A 16,989-nucleotide genomic window follows, 5' to 3' on the forward strand; every position below is an offset into this window, starting at 1 on the left:
GAAGACCCGGAATTTGAAACGTTCTACACGAAGAACATTTTGCTGAACGAGGGCATCCGTGCTTGGATGGCTTCTCAGGATCAGCCGCATGAACACTTTGTATTCCCTGAAGAGGTTCTCCCCCGTGGTAACGCTCTCTAATCCTTCATTCGCAGGCAACCGCGACCAAGAATCATCTGGATTTGCTTGGTGGGCTGGTAATGCTCGTTTAATCAATCTCTCTGGTAAATTACTGGGTGCTCACGTCGCCCACTCTGGTCTGATCGTTTTCTGGGCAGGTGCAATGACCCTGTTTGAGGTCTCGCACTTCATCCCTGAAAAACCAATGTACGAGCAAGGTTTGATCTTGCTGCCTCACTTGGCAACTCAAGGTTGGGGCGTTGGGCCGGGTGGCGAAGTGATTAACACTTTCCCTTACTTTGTTGTGGGTGTTCTTCACCTCATTTCTTCTGCCGTTCTCGGTCTGGGTGGAATCTACCACGCAGTTCGTGGGCCGGAAACGCTTGAGGAATATTCGTCTTTCTTCGGTTACGACTGGAAAGACAAAAACCAAATGACCAACATCATCGGCTATCACTTAATCCTCTTGGGTCTGGGTGCATTGCTGCTTGTTATCAAAGCAATGTTCTTTGGGGGTGTCTATGACACTTGGGCACCAGGTGGCGGTGATGTCCGCGTAATCACCAACCCCACGTTGAACCCCGCTAAAATCTTTGGCTATCTCACTAAAGCTCCTTTTGGTGGCGAAGGCTGGATTATCAGCGTGGACAACATGGAAGACATTATTGGAGGTCATATTTGGGTCGGGTTCATCTGCATCGCAGGCGGTATCTGGCACATTCTGACCAAGCCTTTTGGTTGGGCACGTCGGGCGCTGGTCTGGTCGGGTGAGGCTTACCTGTCCTACAGCTTGGGCGCATTGTCCTTGATGGGCTTCATTGCATCGGTGTTTGTTTGGTACAACAACACGGCTTACCCCAGCGAATTCTACGGTCCGACTGGTCCTGAAGCGTCTCAAGCGCAAGCAATGACCTTCTTGATCCGTGACCAAAAGCTGGGCGCGAACGTGGGTTCTGCTCAAGGTCCGACCGGTCTTGGTAAGTACCTGATGCGCTCTCCGACGGGTGAAATCATCTTCGGTGGAGAAACCATGCGCTTCTGGGATTTCCGCGGTCCTTGGTTGGAACCGCTGCGTGGTCCGAACGGTCTTGACTTGAACAAAATCAAGAACGATATTCAGCCTTGGCAGGTGCGCCGTGCGGCTGAGTATATGACCCATGCTCCGCTGGGTTCGATCAACTCGGTGGGTGGTGTTGCAACAGAAATTAACTCGTTCAACTACGTCAACCCCCGCGCTTGGTTGGCAAGCTTCCACTTCATCGTTGGCTTCTTCTTCTTGGTCGGTCACTTGTGGCATGCAGGTCGCGCTCGTGCGGCAGTTGCAGGCTTCGAGAGAGGAATTGATCGCGAAACCGAACCCGTGCTGTCGATGCCGAACCTTGACTAATTTTTAGTCTTGGGTCAAATCTAAGCCTCCGCCCTGTGCGGGGGCTTTTTGCATGAGAAAAGTCCGCATCAAGTCAGATGTATTGCTTAAATAAATTGCAGTGCAATAGAAGGATCAACTTGCACCGTAAAGAAGAATGACTATTGCACTATTACTCACAATCATCGCCGCGATCGCGGGCGCCCTCAGTGCAGCCGCACGCACCGCTACAAAACTAAAATCCCAAATGACTTCCTATCAGCCCAATACTGTACAAGAAGCGAAATTTGAGCAGGCAAATCAAACCAAACTGCAACCTGATCTAGATTCAGAGCGTCCCGAACCAGTTGAGGCTCCTGAGTTCTCTGAGGCTGAAGCTTCTGCTCAGGGTTCTGAAGCTTCGACGATTGCAATTTCTTCAATGATGCCGATCGCAGAGCCAGATATTTCCTTGGCAACTTCACTCAGAATTTCAGATGTGGTTGAATCGGACTTGTCGATCGAGTCTAAGCCACAAGAACATCACCATACGTCAGTTCTCGAAGAAATTGGACAGCTAGACCATAGCGAGGAGCAATTCAGCCAGCTTCAACAGCAGGCAACTGATTCAGATCATTTAGTGCGATTAACCGTTGCGGTCGAGCTAGGGGAGATGGCAAAACAAGGGCAAGCCAGCGATCGGGTCGTTGCTCTGCTGAATCAACTCATGCAAGATGCGGACATGGAGGTTCGAGTGCAAGCAGGTACCGCACTGGCGATGATTCCGATGGAAACGATCGGCGAGTAAGCGGTTAACTCCGATTGCCGTGGGTGGGGCAAGGTGGCGCAGAAATCGAGCGATCGAGCCAGCCGACCGCTTGCTGCAATCGGGGTAACGCTTCTTCTGGGTTGTCTTTCAGTAGGTAAACCAGCGCTACCGCAGATTGTTCGATCGCTCTTGCTTTCCGATTTGATTTGAGGCGATGCCAGTCGCGATCTCTGATGCTGAGGCGTTCGACGAGGGCTTGAGCGAGTTCGATCGTACTAATTTCGGAGAGGGATGGCTGAGAAGAAAGAGTGTCTGACATGATTCAGAGTGAGTAGAATGAAGCGTTCATCACTTATTCTGACGCATGGCGGCTTCTTCCGACGAGATTAACTTTGAGCAGGCTTTAGAGAACGTTGAACGATCTCTCGATCAACTGAAAGGGCGGTATGCCCAGGTTCAGCAGGACGAACAGCAGCTTGAAACGTTACAGCAGCGAAAAGCAACGCTTCAAACTCAGAGAAAATCTGCCGCGCTCAAAGCCGAATTACGAGAAATTGAGCAACAATTAGAAGAACTGGAATTGAATCTGGAAAGTCGGCTGTTTTCTTGGTCTGGCTTGAAAGAAGTATTCTGGCAGGCGGTACGATTTGGGGGGTTGGGCATTGCGATCGGCTGGTCGCTGGCATCCATCACCCTTAAAACGCCGACTCCCACCAATTCCTCGACTCCTTCTAATAGTTTGTCTAGCCCTTAGTATTGTTATGACTCGACGTATTGCAGAACTCCTCCGCGCTGGTCAACCTGACGAAACCGTGACGATCCAAGGTTGGGTACGGACTAAGCGAGAACAAAAAGGCTTTTCGTTTATTGAAGTGAATGACGGTTCTTCGATGGCGGGGTTGCAAGTCGTGATTAATCAGGATGTACCCGATTACGAGGCGAGTCTGAAGCGAATTAGCACTGGGGCATCGGTTGAGGTGTCGGGAGTGCTGGTTCCGTCTCCAGGGAAAGGGCAGCGAATTGAATTGAAAGCAAGCTCGGTCACGGTTTATGGGGAAGCTGATCCCGAAACTTACCCATTGCAGAAAAAGCGACATTCGTTTGAGTTTTTGCGGGAAATTGGACATTTGCGATCGCGCACCAACACATTAAGCGCAGTGTTCCGAGTCCGAAATGCCTGTGCGACTGCAATTCACCAATTCTTTCAAGAGCGAGGATTTCTGTGGGTGCATACGCCCGTGATTACAGCAAGCGATTGTGAGGGCGCGGGTGAGATGTTTGCGGTAACAAGTTTGAACTTGAAACAACCGCCGCTGAATGAACAAAAAGATATCGATTATACGCAAGACTTTTTTGGTAAGCCTGCTTATCTAACAGTAAGCGGACAGCTTGAAGCGGAAATTATGGCGATGGCGTTTAGCAATGTCTATACGTTTGGCCCCACATTTCGAGCGGAAAACTCTAATACTTCGAGACATTTAGCCGAATTCTGGATGGTTGAACCAGAGATGGCATTTTGTGATCTCGAAGGCGATATGGACTTAGCTGAGGCATTTTTGAAATATATTTTCAGCTATGTATTGGAGCATTGCCCGGAAGATATGGAGTTTTTCAATCAGAGAATTGATGACTCAGTATTAGCAACCGCAGAGAATATTATTAACAATCAATTTGAGCGGATTACTTATACAAAAGCGATCGAACTCCTCGAAAAAGCCGACAAGAAATTTGAGTATCCCGTTGAATGGGGCTTGGATTTGCAGTCGGAACATGAGCGATATTTAGCTGAGGAATTGTTTAAAAAGCCAACGATCGTCACTGATTATCCAACGCAAATCAAAGCGTTTTATATGCGTCTCAGTGATGATGAAAAAACAGTTCGGGCGATGGATATTCTCGCACCTAAAATTGGGGAAATTATCGGCGGATCGCAGCGAGAAGAACGGCTGGACGTTTTAGAGCGTCGCATCGTACAGCAAGGATTAGATCCTGCAACTTATTGGTGGTATCTGGATTTACGGCGCTACGGAACTGTGCCTCATGCTGGATTTGGTTTAGGGTTTGAGCGATTGGTGCAATTTATGACAGGAATGGCGAATATTCGCGATGTGATTCCATTCCCTCGAACACCTCAAAACGTGGAGTTTTAGCGTGAGAACAATCAAGATCATTGTTGAAAAACATTCAGACGGCTATATTGCTTATCCTCTAGGAATCGAAGGTGTTGTCGTTGGAGAAGGCGACACCTATGAAGAGGCGTTAGCGGATGTTAAATCGGCAGTTCGTTTTCATGTTGAGACGTTTGGAGAGAAGGTTCTCGATCCTGAGTCGCTCGTGCTAGAAGCCTTTGTTGCTGAGGCAGCGCTCTAAATGCCCAAATTTCCACAAGATGCGCCAAAAGCAAGAGTGCTTCGGGCACTTGAATCGCTTGGTTTTCAAGTAGTACGGGAGAAGCAGCATATTTCGATGAGCTGAAAAAACGAAGATGGAACAGAAACGCCCTTGACGCTGCCAAATCATCGTCAAATCAAAGCCTCAACGCTGCGATCGATTTGCACACAAGCTAGTATCTCACGCGAAGAGTTTTTACAAGCTTATGAAGAGAATTGATACAGCACTATGAAGATATCAACTTTTGCAACGATCGATTGAGCGATCGCAATATCTTCGGTTGAAATCTGTAAACTCCATAACACTTAAGGTACAGTTCAAACAATTGCTTGCACAATTAAAATAACAGGCGATATTTGTGATCCCGCTCTGTTCATTGAAGCGATGGCAATAACAAACCGACTGCCCCAACAAGCTGAAGTTGAGACTCGCACCCGCATCTTGAAAGCGGCGTTGAAACTGTTTGCAAAGCAAGGTTACGATGGCACAACAACGCGGGATTTGGCAGAAAAAGCGGGGGTGGCAGAAGGAACACTGTTTCGCCATTTCACGAATAAAAAAGCAATTCTGATTGAAGTCGCAACGCAGGGTTGGATCGAGATCCTGACCGATTTGCTGACTGAATTGAGTGAGATGGGTAGCTATAAAGCGATCGCTCAAGTAATGCGGAAACGAATGCTCAATATGCATCAGAATGTGGATTTGTTTAAGGTCTGTTTTATGGAAGCGCAGTTTCATCCGGATTTGCGCGATCGAATTCAGTCTGAGGTGGTTGAAAAAATGACCGATGTGGCGGAAGCATTCTTTCAAACCGCGATGGATCAAGGGATTTATCGTCCAATGAATCCGAGAATGGTAGCGCGGGTGTTCTTGGGAATGTTTACGATCGCTGGATTTAGTCAAGATACGATTATGGCTCCGGGGAGTTCTCCGAATGAAATGAAAGAGATGGCAGAGGGAATTGCCGATATCTTTTTAAATGGAGTCCTTGCAGAAAAAACTTCATGAGTCGATTGGCTGACACGCTCAAGTCTAGAAGACAACGGCTTGCAAAATTGATTGATTTCCCGGTGTTGCTGCGATCGGGAGAATTCAAACCCCGCAATTTTCCGGCGAATCCTTATCCCTTTCGTGCGAGCAGTCATTTTCTCTACTTTGCGGGATTGTCTTTGCCAAAAGCCGCGATTCGGATCGAAGGCGATCGCTTGACGCTGTTTCTCGACGATCCTGATCCTTTGAGTGCCCTTTGGCATGGTGAATCACCCACTTGTGATCAGATTGCTGCGGAGATTGGAGCCGATGAAGCTTACCCGCTATCTGAAATAGCAAAGTTTGCAGCAGTATCAGATGATCCAAAGTTTACAACTGCGATCGTACAACTGCGTTTAATTCATGACGAAAGCGCGATCGCTGAAATTCGTAAAGCGGTTGCTGTGACGGTTGAAGCTCAACGGACTGGAATGCAGGCAACTCTCAAGGCGCAAAAGGAATCCCAGATTCGAGCTGCAATGGAAAGTGTGATTCTTTCGCATAACATGACCTGTGCTTATAACAGCATTGTGACTGTACACGGGGAAGTTTTGCACAATGAACATTACCATCATGCGATCGAACCTTCTGATCTGATTCTTGCCGATGTGGGCGCGGAAGCTCAATCAGGTTGGGCATCAGATGTGACGCGAACTTGGTCAGCGAGTGGGAGATTTTCGCCAACTCAGAGGGCAATCTACGAGATTGTCTTAGCAGCGCACGATCGGGCGATTGATGAAATTCGTCCTGGTGTTGAGTACCGCGATATTCATCTATTAGCTTGTGAAACGCTGGCAGAAGGCTTGCTCGATTTAGGCATTCTGCGCGGGAATGCAGCCGATTTAGTAGATCAAGATGCGCATGCGTTGTTTTTTCCGCATGGAATCGGGCATCTATTGGGTTTAGATGTGCATGATATGGAAGATTTAGGCGATTTAGCAGGATATGAAACAGGTCGATCGCGCAGTTCGCGGTTTGGACTTGGGTATCTCAGATTGGATCGACCCCTAAGAGCAGGAATGGTTGTGACGATCGAGCCTGGATTTTATCAAGTTCCAGCGATTCTCAATGATCCACAACGGCGTGAAAAATACCGCGATATGGTGAACTGGGAGCGATTAACTGATTTTGCTGATGTTCGGGGCATTCGGATTGAAGATGATGTGTTGGTGACAGTAGACGGTTCAGAAGTGCTGAGTGCTGCGCTACCAACTGATCCAAGTTTGGTTGAAAGTATTGTGGAGCAAGGTTCATGACTCGGAAATCAATTGCAAACTTCTGTGCATTGTCGTTGAGCTTATTCGTTCTATGGACAGCACCCAGCGATGCTCAAACTCTTCCGGCTGCGATTTCGGTCAGTACACCCACACAGCAAAGATTAGATCCTCAAGCGGTTCTCAAACAGTTGCGCTCTTCGAGAGTGATCTATTTGGGCGAAACGCATGATAGCGAAGCGGATCATCGCGCTCAGTTAGAAATTGTTCGATCGCTCTATCAACAAAATCCCAAGATCGCGATCGGCATGGAAATGTTTCAACGCCCTTTTCAATCAGGCTTAGATCGTTATTTAGCAGGAGCGTCAACCGAGACGATGCTGCGGGAGTTTACCGAATACGATAAGCGCTGGGGATTCCCGTGGGAATTCTACTCTCCTATCGTCAATTTCGCTAAACAAAATCAGCTACCGGTAATTGCGCTGAATACTCCTACAGAAGTCACTCGCAAAGTGGCGCGGCAAGGATTAGAAAGTCTCACCGAGGCAGAAAAGCGCTACATTCCGCCGATCGCTGAAATTCGCGCAGAGCCGGGGCGATATCGCGATCGCTTACGGGAACTATTCAATGCGTTTCACTCTGGCAAAGGCAACAATCGCGGGTTTGAGCGATTCTTTCAGGCGCAGGTACTGTGGGATGAAACGATGGCAGATGCGATCGCGCAGTTTTTGAACCAGAATCCCGATCGCCAAATGATTGTGCTGGTTGGTCAAGGTCACATTATTTATGGTGAAGGGATTCCTGATCGGGTGGCGCGACGCATTCCGCAGGTTAAACAGTCCACCGTGCTGCTGAATCCACCCGCACATTTTTTGAAAGAAGAAGCAATTGCCGATTTCTTCTGGAAAACTCGCTAAGACCGTTCTGCTAATTCCTGGACAAAGATTTGATGCTCAGGAGATTGTAGTCCGAGTTGTAAGGTATTCATAACAGTAAACATTTCACCGTTTAACAATGCCGCCACTTCTAGCCACAATCCCGGAAATACTTGACTCTGAATGATGCCACTCTCATTCGGTTCCACTAAAACATACTGTTCATTTTCCAGTCTAAACCAGCTCAATTGATTCTCAAACGTTTGCCAAACAAGGTATTCTTGAACGCGATTCCGGCGATAGGCCAATTAATTCTGCTTTAAAGTTTTCTGGAGTGGCTGCATATCGACGCTCGAATTCGGCACGAGTGAGACGATCGCGGCTCGCTAACGGCGCAACGGATTGTTGTTTGGGTTGCTGCAACACCATAAGAACTTCCTTAAAGCAGATGCTTTCATTTTAGGATGTGAAATCTGTGTGTTTTCTCGATCATAAAGAATTGAATGTTGATCGATCGCCATACCTTTAACATAGAAGTATTGGGAATCAGCGCAAAGCTATGCAATTTATCGATCAAGCAGAAATTCAGGTTCAAGCCGGCGATGGCGGAGATGGCATGGTGTCATTCCGGCGGGAGAAGTATGTGCCTGCGGGTGGGCCAAACGGCGGCAATGGGGGACGCGGCGGATCGATCGTTCTCAAAACCAACGAAAATCTTCAAACCCTGCTCGATTTTCGCTACATGAGATTGTTCAAAGCGGATAACGGACAGAAAGGCGGCTCGAATAATTGCACCGGGGCATCGGGGCGCGATCTCATCATCGAAGTTCCTTGCGGTACGGTGGTTTATGATGCCGAAACCGATGAAGTGATCGGAGACTTAACCAAACAGGGTCAGACTCTAAAAATCGCAGAAGGCGGACGGGGCGGTTTAGGCAATCATTGTTTTTTGAGTAATCGCAATCGTGCGCCGGAAAATGCGTTTCCAGGACAACCCGGAGAAGCACGATCGCTGCGACTCGAACTCAAACTATTAGCCGAAGTTGGAATTATTGGCTTACCGAACGCAGGTAAATCCACGCTGATTTCTGCATTATCGGCAGCACGTCCGAAAATTGCCAACTATCCGTTTACAACCCTGGTTCCAAACTTGGGAGTGGTTCGCAAACCAACCGGAGATGGCACTGTGTTTGCAGATATTCCGGGATTAATCGAAGGCGCACACATGGGAATTGGACTCGGACATGATTTCTTGCGCCATGTGGAGCGGACTCGATTACTGTTGCATCTGGTTGATGTCACTGCCAATGATCCGATCGCAGATTATCAAACCATTCAGGGCGAACTTGATGCTTATGGACGAGGGTTAAGCGATCGTCTCCAGATTCTTGCAATCAATAAACTTGATGCGGTCGATCCAGAAAGCGAGGAAGTGAACGCGATCGTTTCTGAATTAGAACAACTGAGCGGTACGACCGTGTTCAAAATTTCAGCCGTATCACATTTTGGACTTGAGACATTAATGCGGCAAGTTTGGCAGACTCTCGATGAGTTGAAAGCGCAGGAAGAAGCAGAACAACTCGCGATCGAAGAGTCAATCGAGGAAACAGCCATGTCTTTGGAACCCAGAAGCTAAGAGAAAAGACCGCTATTTTAGTGAGCGATCGTTTTATTGTTGGCAGCTTATCCAGCAATGCAGCGATCGCTGTATTGTTATTGATTTAACACATCATCGTAAGGGATAGCCTAAGGGCGAACAGATTAGCTCCTCAGAGATAGGGAGTTTTGGGGATCAACAGTGAGACATTCCCTCGGACAGAAAGCGACTTGGCACCCGTGGTAGAGGGGAACCTAAACGCTTCTCAACTAGATTAATTGCATTAATAAACCTTTGTGCCGCATTACCAAGATCACGTTGCTAGGCGATCACAAAAAATCATTAGATAACGCACTGAATCTCATTTAAGACACTAGGATTTATTCACTATGTATGCACCCATCTGGACAGGAAAAGTTTATCCCTTAGGCGCAGCTTGGGACGGAAAAGGAACCAATTTTTCCCTCTTTTCCGAACACGCCACTGGTGTCGAGGTCTGCTTATTTGATCCAGATGGTTCAGAATTGCGTTTACCGCTCTACCAAGGACAGAACTTTCTTTGGCATGGTTATGTTCCGGGAGTTGCACCTGGACAGCGATATGGCTTTCGAGTTCATGGAGCATGGGAACCTCAGCGCGGACACCGGTTTAATCCAAATAAGCTTTTAATTGATCCTTATGCCAAAGCGATCGACGGCGATGTTCAACATGGTGAAGCAATCTTTAGCTACCGATGGGGCGATCTAGCAGAAGATTTAGGCTTTTCTGATTTAGATGATGCTCATTTAGTGCCTAAGTGTGTAGTGGTTGATCCATCATTTAACTGGCAGGGCGATCAACTCCTACAAACCCCTTGGAATGAAACCGTAATCTATGAGATGCACGTCAAGGGATTCACAAAGAACCATCCTGATATTCCCGAAGAGCTACGGGGAACTTATGCCGGAGTTGCACATCCAGCGGCGATCGAGCATTTGAAAGCGCTGGGTGTGACTGCGGTTGAACTCATGCCTGTGCATCACTTCCTGGCGCATCCAGGGCATCTAGCCGGCAAAGACTTAAGCAACTATTGGGGCTACGATTCGATTAACTTCTTCTCGCCGTATTCCGGCTACAGTGCGGATAAGAGCCTGGGTGGACAAGTGCGAGAATTCAAACAAATGGTCAAAGCTTTGCACGAAGCTGGGATCGAAGTGATTTTGGACGTGGTTTACAATCACACCGGGGAAGGAAATCACTGCGGCCCAATGCTTTCACTGCGAGGCATTGATAACAAAACGTACTATCGCTTAGTTGAAGGCAATGAGCGGTACTACATGGATTTTACCGGATGTGGCAATTCGCTGAATGTTCAAAGCCCCCAAGTGCTCAAGCTGATTATGGATAGCTTGCGCTATTGGGTAACAGAAATGCACGTTGATGGTTTCCGGTTTGACTTAGCATCGGCACTAGCGCGGGAACTGTATGCGGTAGATAACTTAGCGTCGTTCTTCGACATTATTCATCAAGATCCGATTCTTGCAGGTGTGAAGTTGATTGCGGAACCTTGGGATGTTGGGGATGGTGGCTATCAAGTGGGTAACTTCCCAATTCTCTGGTCAGAATGGAACGGAAAATATCGCGATGAAATGCGCGACTTTTGGCGCGGACAAGATGGTAAGCTCGGCGAATTTGGTTATCGATTCACAGGGAGTCCAGATCTCTATCAACTCAATGGTAGAAGACCTCACGCCAGCATCAACTTCATCACAGCGCACGATGGCTTCACGCTTCGAGATTTGGTGAGCTACAACGAAAAGCACAATGAAGCAAATGGTGAAGACAATCGCGACGGTGAAAGCCACAATCGCTCCTGGAATTGCGGAGTGGAAGGTGAAACCGATGATGCTGAAGTTCTGAGACTGCGCGATCGACAACAGCGCAATATTCTCACAACCTTGATGTTGTCGCAGGGCATTCCGATGATTGTGATGGGCGATGAAATGGGTCGGACTCAATCCGGCAACAACAATGCTTACTGTCAGAATAATGAACTGTCTTGGTTAGATTGGGAGTTGCGCGATCGTAATGCGGATTTGCTCAATTTCACACAGCGATTGATTCATTTCCGTCAAGCGCATCCTGTGTTCCGTAGGCAGCGCTGGTTCCAAGGTCAAGCAATTCACGGTTCGAGTGTGAGTGACATTGCTTGGTTTAATCCCGATGGTAATGAAATGACCGCTGAGCAATGGTGTAATGGATACGCTAAAGCAATTACGGTGTTCCTGAATGGTAGTGAACTGCCGGATCGAGGCCCGAAAGGTGGACGCATTAAAGACAATAGCTTCCTACTTCTGTTTAATGCTCATTGGGAAATGATTGATTTTGCTTTGCCTGAGCGGTTACGCCAACGCAAGTGGACAGCACTGATCAATACAAAAGAGCCGCGCTTCCTGGATGAAAAGATTATCTTCACGGGGACGAAGAATGTTCCGGTTATGGGCCGATCGTTGGTTATCTTGCAATCTGGAAACGGTAAAGCTTAGGTGTGCAAAACCCTCTGCTGTTTGAGTAGACCTGCTGCATGAATCTCTGACAGGATTCATGCAGCAGGTAATCAAGTTATTCCGCGCCCTCGATCGGTGCAAATCCCTGACGCTGAACATTTTCTGTCACCACGCGCGGTTCTAGGAATTGGAGCAGATAATCGACTCCGCCTGCCTTAGAACCCACGCCGGAGAGCTTAAAGCCCCCGAACGGTTGACGAGCGACGATCGCGCCTGTAATGCCGCGATTGATGTACAGATTGCCGACTTCAAACTCTGCCTGTGCTTGCTCAATGTGCGAAGGAGTACGCGAATACAATCCACCCGTCAGGGCGTAAGGTGTTCCATTTGCCATTTCTAATGCTGCTTGGAACGAGTTTGCTCGCATCACTGCTAACACTGGGCCAAAAATCTCTTCTTGAGCGATCTTGGCATCGGCTGGAACATGGGCAAAAATCACAGGCCCGACATAGTAGCCACCTTCGGGGGTGGGAAGCTCGATCGCAACTTCCGCTTCAGTCCGTCCTTTTTCGATGTAGTCCCGGATACGCTGTTGTGCTTCACCATCGATCACAGGACCTACTTTTGTACTCGGTCGTTCAGCTTCTCCGATGTTGAGCGATCGTGTGGCTTCGATCAATCGCGATAGGAAAGTTTCGTAGACGGGTTCTAGGACGATCGCTTTAGAACAAGCCGAACATTTCTGACCACTGTACCCAAATGCAGATTGCACGACACCTTGAACCGCTTGATCTAAGTCTGCACTTTCATCAATGATGACAGCATTCTTACCACCCATCTCAGCAACAACGCGCTTCAGGTGCTTTTGTCCCGGTTGTAGAACGGCTGCATCTTTGTAGATTTGACATCCAACGGCTTGCGATCCGGTGAATACAATCATGTGGACATCAGGATGCTTAACCAAATGTGCGCCAACGGTATGACCTTCACCGGGAATGAATTGGAACACTCCGCGAGGAATTCCAGCTTCAATCAACACTTCTGCGATTTTGGCAGCAATCACTGAAGAGGTTTCAGCAGGCTTTAATAAAGCACAGTTTCCAGTCACCAAGGCTGCAACGGTCATGCCTACAGGAATTGCCAGAGGGAAGTTCCAAGGAGAAATCACTAATACAATTCCGCGAGGATGATAGCGATAGTGGTTCGTTTCACCAGGGAAATCATAGTCTACGCCTCGATCGAGCCGTTCCATCTCATCAGCGTAATAGTTGCAAAAATCGATCGCTTCTGAAACCTCTCCGTCGCCTTCTTTCACAGGCTTACCCACCTCAAAGGTCATCCAAGCAATCAATTCTTCGCGCCGTTGTTCAAATAGATTGGCAGCTTTGCGAAGGATTTGAGCGCGTTCACTAGCAGAAGTCCGCCGCCATGCGGGAAACGCTGCTTTCGCAGAGTCGATCGCTTGATTTGCTTGCTCAATGTTGATCATGCCGATCGTGCCTACCGTTTCACTGCATCGCGATGGATTCTCGGACTTGAGCTTTTGATCGGTTTCAACAAACTCACCATTGATTAGTGGTAAGTAGGTTTTTCCGAACTGTTGCCGCACTGATTGAAGTGCTGCTTGAATGCGATCGCGCTTGGCACTGTCGGCATAGTCGGTATCGGCTGCATTCTCGAACTTATCTAAAGGTTTCAGTTCAGCATGTTCGTTTACTTTCGGAGCAGCGATGAGTTCCTCGATCGGACGTTCTTCCAAGTTCTGCCGCAAAAATGAACTATTCGCCGTGTTCTCCAACAATCGACGAATCAGATACGACATTCCCGGAATCAGTTCGCCATAGGGACAATACACCCGAACCCGATAGCCCTGATTGACGATCGCTTTCGCTAACTTATCGCCCATTCCGTACAACGTTTGGAACTCAATTCGATGTTTGGGAATGTTCAAATCTTTGGCAATCGCTAACGCATGAGCTTGCGATCGCACATTATGACTGCCGATCGCAGCATTCAACACCGCATGATTTTCGAGCAATAGTTCTGTTAACCGCTCATAGTTCGCATCAGTTTCAGCTTTGTCATTAAATACAGGCTGATCCCAATCCTTCTGAACCGCTTTGATGGTTTCTTGATCCCAGTACGCTCCTTTAACCAATCGTACTGTTACCGGAGTTCCGCGCTCTTTTGCCCAATTAACTAAGCCTTGTAAGTCCTGCTCACTATCGCGCAAATAGCCTTGAATTGTCATGCCCACATCAGAGCGCGATCGAAACTCGTCTTCTAGCAGCAACGCTTTCAGAATGGAGAGCGTTAAATCTTTGTAAGCATATTGCTCCATATCAAAGTGAACGGCTGCTCCTAGCTCTTGAGCGCGTCGCAGCAAGGTTCGAGCACGATCGGCAACTCGCGCTTTACTGCCTTCTTCATCCAACGGATCGAATTGTGAATAGAATGCTGTGAGCTTGACCGAAACCTGAACTTTCGGCAGCGGTTGACCCTCGGCAAAATCGATTTGCTCAACTTTTGACCAGGATTTCGAGGCTTCGGTTAGTTGCTCCATCAAATCGAGATAACGATCGAGATACGATTGCGCCTCCGCTTCAGTGATCACCGCTTCACCCAGCAGATCGACCGTAAACGCCATCTTTTCTTTTCGCAGCCGCTCAATCGTTTTCAACACCTGCTTGAGATTTTCACCCGCAATGTACTTATGCGCCAACGTTTCCACCGCAGTAGACAGCGTGGTTGCAGCCAGTTGTCCGGGCATTGACTCAGCATTAGCGAAGTTAAGCAAACTTTTCAGAGCCGCCGGAAGTTCGACGGTACGATCGCTCATGTATTCTTGTAAATGTCTAGCAATTTCGGGCTTACTTCGCAGCGACGGCAAACAATCAATCAGGCGAAACAACTGCACCCGCAATCCCGGATTGCCCATTGCCCAGCCCAGCAGCTTATCATCCCACTGCATCTGATCCCGCATCTGAGCCAACCACGATCGCGACTCACGAGTCGCACTGAGGAGCTGGCGTGCGATCGCTTGCGTCTGAGATTCGTAACGGTCATGAAAAGCCTGACTCACCATAACTTCAACGTCTCCAATAGATAATCTGGGATTCGGGGCAAGTGTTTAATCTCTTACAGTTCCATTCTCAAATCTGTCATGTTCCTCACAGCAGGAAATGACAAAGAAGATTCACATATCCTCACTAAAATCAGAGGATATTTATAGTCTGTCATTTATTCCCGGTTTCGGAAGGAGATTTTTGGAGCGTAAGTTACAAAGTTTGTAGTTTTTAACTTGTGTTCCGAATTTAATGATCTACTACTGTAGGATTTTTTGCATCCTACAAAATAACAATCAAACTATGCCCCGTCTTTCTGAATTGCACCCCCTGTTTTACCACACCCGCATTCATCAAAAACGCTTGTTTCGCAGAGTGAGCGATCGCCTCCAAGGTCATCAATTCGCCCAAGAAAACTGCTCTGAATCTTTACCCTTTAGTTGTGTTAAACATCAATCGTTATTGCGGCGAAAATTAGGCGACTCTGATCCAAGATTGCAGGAAAATAAAATTACTAATCTACAGCTTGCACACCGAACGATCGATGGAATTGTGATCCAACCTGGTGAAACCTTCTCGCTCTGGAACTGTGTCGGAGAGGCGACTGCACAAAAGGGTTATGTTGAGGGAATGCAGCTTTCGCGTGGAGAAGTCAAAACCGGGATCGGTGGCGGTTTGTGTCAATTAGCCAACCTTTTATATTGGATGGCGCTTCATACGCCATTAACCGTGATTGAGCGTCATCATCACAGTTTTGATCCCTTTCCCGATGAAAATCGTACCTTACCCTTTGGTAGTGGAGCCGGGATTTTTTACAACTACATTGATCTTCGATTTTATAATTTCACTGACCAGCCGTTTCAAATCCGAGTGTGGCTCACAGGAAATCATCTAAAAGGTGCAGTTTACACTGATCCAAATTGGCCCTATACCTATCATGTCTTTGAGCGGAATCATCGCTTTATTCAAAAGAACGATCGCGTTTATCGTTCCAATGAGATTTGGCGATCGCGCATCGATAAACGCACCGGAAATCATCTAGCTGAAGAACTTTTAATTACAAACTTTGCTGAAGTGAAATATGAGATCGACTTATCTGAGATCACTCAGAAAGAAGTCCTGATTTCAGAATCAGGTGTACTATAAGAGCTTGTAGCGCGAAACAAAGACGCATGAGTTCAGCCGTACAGTTTGGATTGATTTGCTTTTTGGTATTTTTTGCTCTATCTCAAGTCTTTCAATGGGCGCAAGAACTGACGCTGCCTCTGCCATTTTTTATCTTGGCGGGAGCAGCTTTATCGATCGCCTCAAACTTCGATCGACGGGCAGGATTTCCCTTCAACTTAATCAATCTTCCAACACCTGAAGCGCCTCCAGTCGAATCCCCAACCCTCACTCAATCCTCGACCCCAAAATTCCCCCACGAAGTCTCCTTCACCATCCGCAAGCCTGAAAAACAGGATCAGTAAACTGCTCCCCTCTTCCGTCACAATGGATTCATAGTGACGTTCATTTCTCTGACCTTTATGTTTAACCGCTTCGTATTGGCGTTTGTCGCGATCGCGCTCTTTTGTTTCACGATCGCACAACCCGCTTGGGCAAGTCTCGACGACGATCGCTTTGATGGCGAAATCTTTGCGCTTTATGCCGGAAACGGCTCACTGGTGCCGCCAAAAGTCACGTTAGCGGATGCGTTCAACCAGAAAAAACCTGTCCTGATGGTGTTCTACACCGACGATAGCAGCGACTGTAAACGTTACTCCAGCGTCGTTTCGCAGGCGCAAGCCTTCTACGGTCGCGTGATTGACATTATGCCGATCCGGGTCGATTCGCTTCCTGTGAAAGACAAGTTTGACCTGAAAGAACCTGGCTACTACTACAAAGGCTTTGTGCCGCAAACTCTGGTCTTTGACCAAAACGGCAAAGTGCGGCTCAACGAAGTCGGAACCATCCCTTACGAAAAGATCGATGATGAATTCCGAAGCATTTTTGATCTTCTGCCACGATCGGAGTCCGTGATTCTCAAACGCCGTCCGGTGAACGAAATCAACACGGAGCTGGTTCCGCAGACGAAATAACCTTGATCCTTAAGAATCAC

Annotated in this window: 16 protein-coding genes and 1 pseudogene; 14 read left to right on the forward strand and 3 right to left on the reverse strand. The window is 47.8% G+C overall.

All coding sequences use genetic code 11. From position 1 onward, the window contains the following. The 3 genes from H6F51_04900 to H6F51_04910 form a co-directional block, all read left to right on the forward strand. The coding region (locus H6F51_04900) for a photosystem II protein D2 (protein ID MBD1821835.1) at nucleotides 1–141 on the forward strand (141 nt) is incomplete at its 5' end. Further along, on the forward strand, nucleotides 125–1,507 hold the full coding sequence (gene psbC, locus H6F51_04905) for a photosystem II reaction center protein CP43 (protein ID MBD1821836.1): 1,383 nt from the start codon (nucleotides 125–127) through the stop codon (nucleotides 1,505–1,507). The genes H6F51_04900 and psbC, both read left to right, overlap by 17 nt. Before the next feature lie 136 nt (nucleotides 1,508–1,643). Next, nucleotides 1,644–2,273: a HEAT repeat domain-containing protein gene (locus H6F51_04910; protein MBD1821837.1), complete on the forward strand. Its 630-nt coding sequence runs from the start codon at nucleotides 1,644–1,646 to the stop codon at nucleotides 2,271–2,273. Nucleotides 2,274–2,277: 4 nt separating this feature from the next. Here H6F51_04910 and H6F51_04915 read toward each other — a convergent pair whose 3' ends face one another. Continuing rightward, nucleotides 2,278–2,553 (reverse strand): hypothetical protein, encoded by a 276-nt coding sequence (locus H6F51_04915; protein ID MBD1821838.1) that lies wholly within the window; start codon nucleotides 2,551–2,553, stop codon nucleotides 2,278–2,280. Between the two features lie 45 nt (nucleotides 2,554–2,598). Between H6F51_04915 and H6F51_04920 the strand changes: the two genes are divergently transcribed. From H6F51_04920 to H6F51_04945, 6 genes are all read left to right on the forward strand, one after another. Then, on the forward strand, nucleotides 2,599–2,988 hold the full coding sequence (locus H6F51_04920) for a hypothetical protein (GenBank protein ID MBD1821839.1): 390 nt from the start codon (nucleotides 2,599–2,601) through the stop codon (nucleotides 2,986–2,988). Nucleotides 2,989–2,995: 7 nt separating this feature from the next. Further along, nucleotides 2,996–4,384, forward strand: a complete 1,389-nt coding sequence (gene asnS / locus H6F51_04925) for an asparagine--tRNA ligase (protein MBD1821840.1) — start codon at nucleotides 2,996–2,998, stop codon at nucleotides 4,382–4,384. A 1-nt stretch (nucleotide 4,385) separates the two neighbouring features. Then, entirely contained in the window at nucleotides 4,386–4,604 is a 219-nt protein-coding gene (locus tag H6F51_04930) for a type II toxin-antitoxin system HicB family antitoxin (protein MBD1821841.1), read from the forward strand. 405 nt (nucleotides 4,605–5,009) lie between these two features. Continuing rightward, the gene (locus H6F51_04935) at nucleotides 5,010–5,633 is read left to right on the forward strand and encodes a TetR/AcrR family transcriptional regulator (protein MBD1821842.1); all 624 of its coding nucleotides are present in this window, start codon (nucleotides 5,010–5,012) and stop codon (nucleotides 5,631–5,633) included. Then, the gene (locus tag H6F51_04940) at nucleotides 5,630–6,910 is read left to right on the forward strand and encodes an aminopeptidase P family protein (GenBank protein ID MBD1821843.1); all 1,281 of its coding nucleotides are present in this window, start codon (nucleotides 5,630–5,632) and stop codon (nucleotides 6,908–6,910) included. Before H6F51_04935 ends, H6F51_04940 begins: the two co-directional genes overlap by 4 nt. Continuing rightward, complete coding sequence (locus H6F51_04945; GenBank protein MBD1821844.1) at nucleotides 6,907–7,785, forward strand: ChaN family lipoprotein; 879 nt, start codon at nucleotides 6,907–6,909, stop codon at nucleotides 7,783–7,785. The genes H6F51_04940 and H6F51_04945 overlap by 4 nt, the downstream gene beginning before the upstream one ends. Here H6F51_04945 and H6F51_04950 read toward each other — a convergent pair. Next, a pseudogene (locus H6F51_04950) lies at nucleotides 7,782–8,172 on the reverse strand (Uma2 family endonuclease). The gene H6F51_04945 and the pseudogene H6F51_04950 sit on opposite strands and share 4 nt — an antisense overlap. Nucleotides 8,173–8,302: 130 nt before the next feature. Here H6F51_04950 and obgE point away from each other — a divergent pair. Next, nucleotides 8,303–9,379, forward strand: a complete 1,077-nt coding sequence (gene obgE / locus H6F51_04955; protein ID MBD1821845.1) for a GTPase ObgE — start codon at nucleotides 8,303–8,305, stop codon at nucleotides 9,377–9,379. A gap of 350 nt (nucleotides 9,380–9,729) precedes the next feature. After that, a complete protein-coding gene (glgX, locus tag H6F51_04960; GenBank protein MBD1821846.1) occupies nucleotides 9,730–11,865 on the forward strand; it encodes a glycogen debranching protein GlgX in 2,136 nt (711 codons plus the stop codon). A gap of 76 nt (nucleotides 11,866–11,941) precedes the next feature. Here the strand turns inward: glgX and pruA are convergent, their stop codons facing one another. Then, on the reverse strand, nucleotides 11,942–14,911 hold the full coding sequence (gene pruA / locus H6F51_04965) for an L-glutamate gamma-semialdehyde dehydrogenase (GenBank protein ID MBD1821847.1): 2,970 nt from the start codon (nucleotides 14,909–14,911) through the stop codon (nucleotides 11,942–11,944). 283 nt (nucleotides 14,912–15,194) lie between these two features. Between pruA and H6F51_04970 the strand changes: the two genes are divergently transcribed. From H6F51_04970 to H6F51_04980, 3 genes are read left to right on the forward strand one after another with little or no spacing between them, the layout of a single operon-like run. Next, nucleotides 15,195–16,037 (forward strand): VanW family protein, encoded by an 843-nt coding sequence (locus H6F51_04970; GenBank protein ID MBD1821848.1) that lies wholly within the window; start codon nucleotides 15,195–15,197, stop codon nucleotides 16,035–16,037. Nucleotides 16,038–16,063: 26 nt separating this feature from the next. Beyond that, nucleotides 16,064–16,360, forward strand: coding sequence for a hypothetical protein (locus H6F51_04975; GenBank protein MBD1821849.1), 297 nt, complete (start codon nucleotides 16,064–16,066; stop codon nucleotides 16,358–16,360). Between the two features lie 57 nt (nucleotides 16,361–16,417). Beyond that, nucleotides 16,418–16,969: a thylakoid membrane photosystem I accumulation factor gene (locus H6F51_04980; protein MBD1821850.1), complete on the forward strand. Its 552-nt coding sequence runs from the start codon at nucleotides 16,418–16,420 to the stop codon at nucleotides 16,967–16,969. The last annotated feature ends 20 nt before the right edge of the window (nucleotides 16,970–16,989 follow it).

It is taken from the genome of Cyanobacteria bacterium FACHB-DQ100, from assembly GCA_014695195.1.
Classification (GTDB): domain Bacteria; phylum Cyanobacteriota; class Cyanobacteriia; order Leptolyngbyales; family Leptolyngbyaceae; genus Leptolyngbya.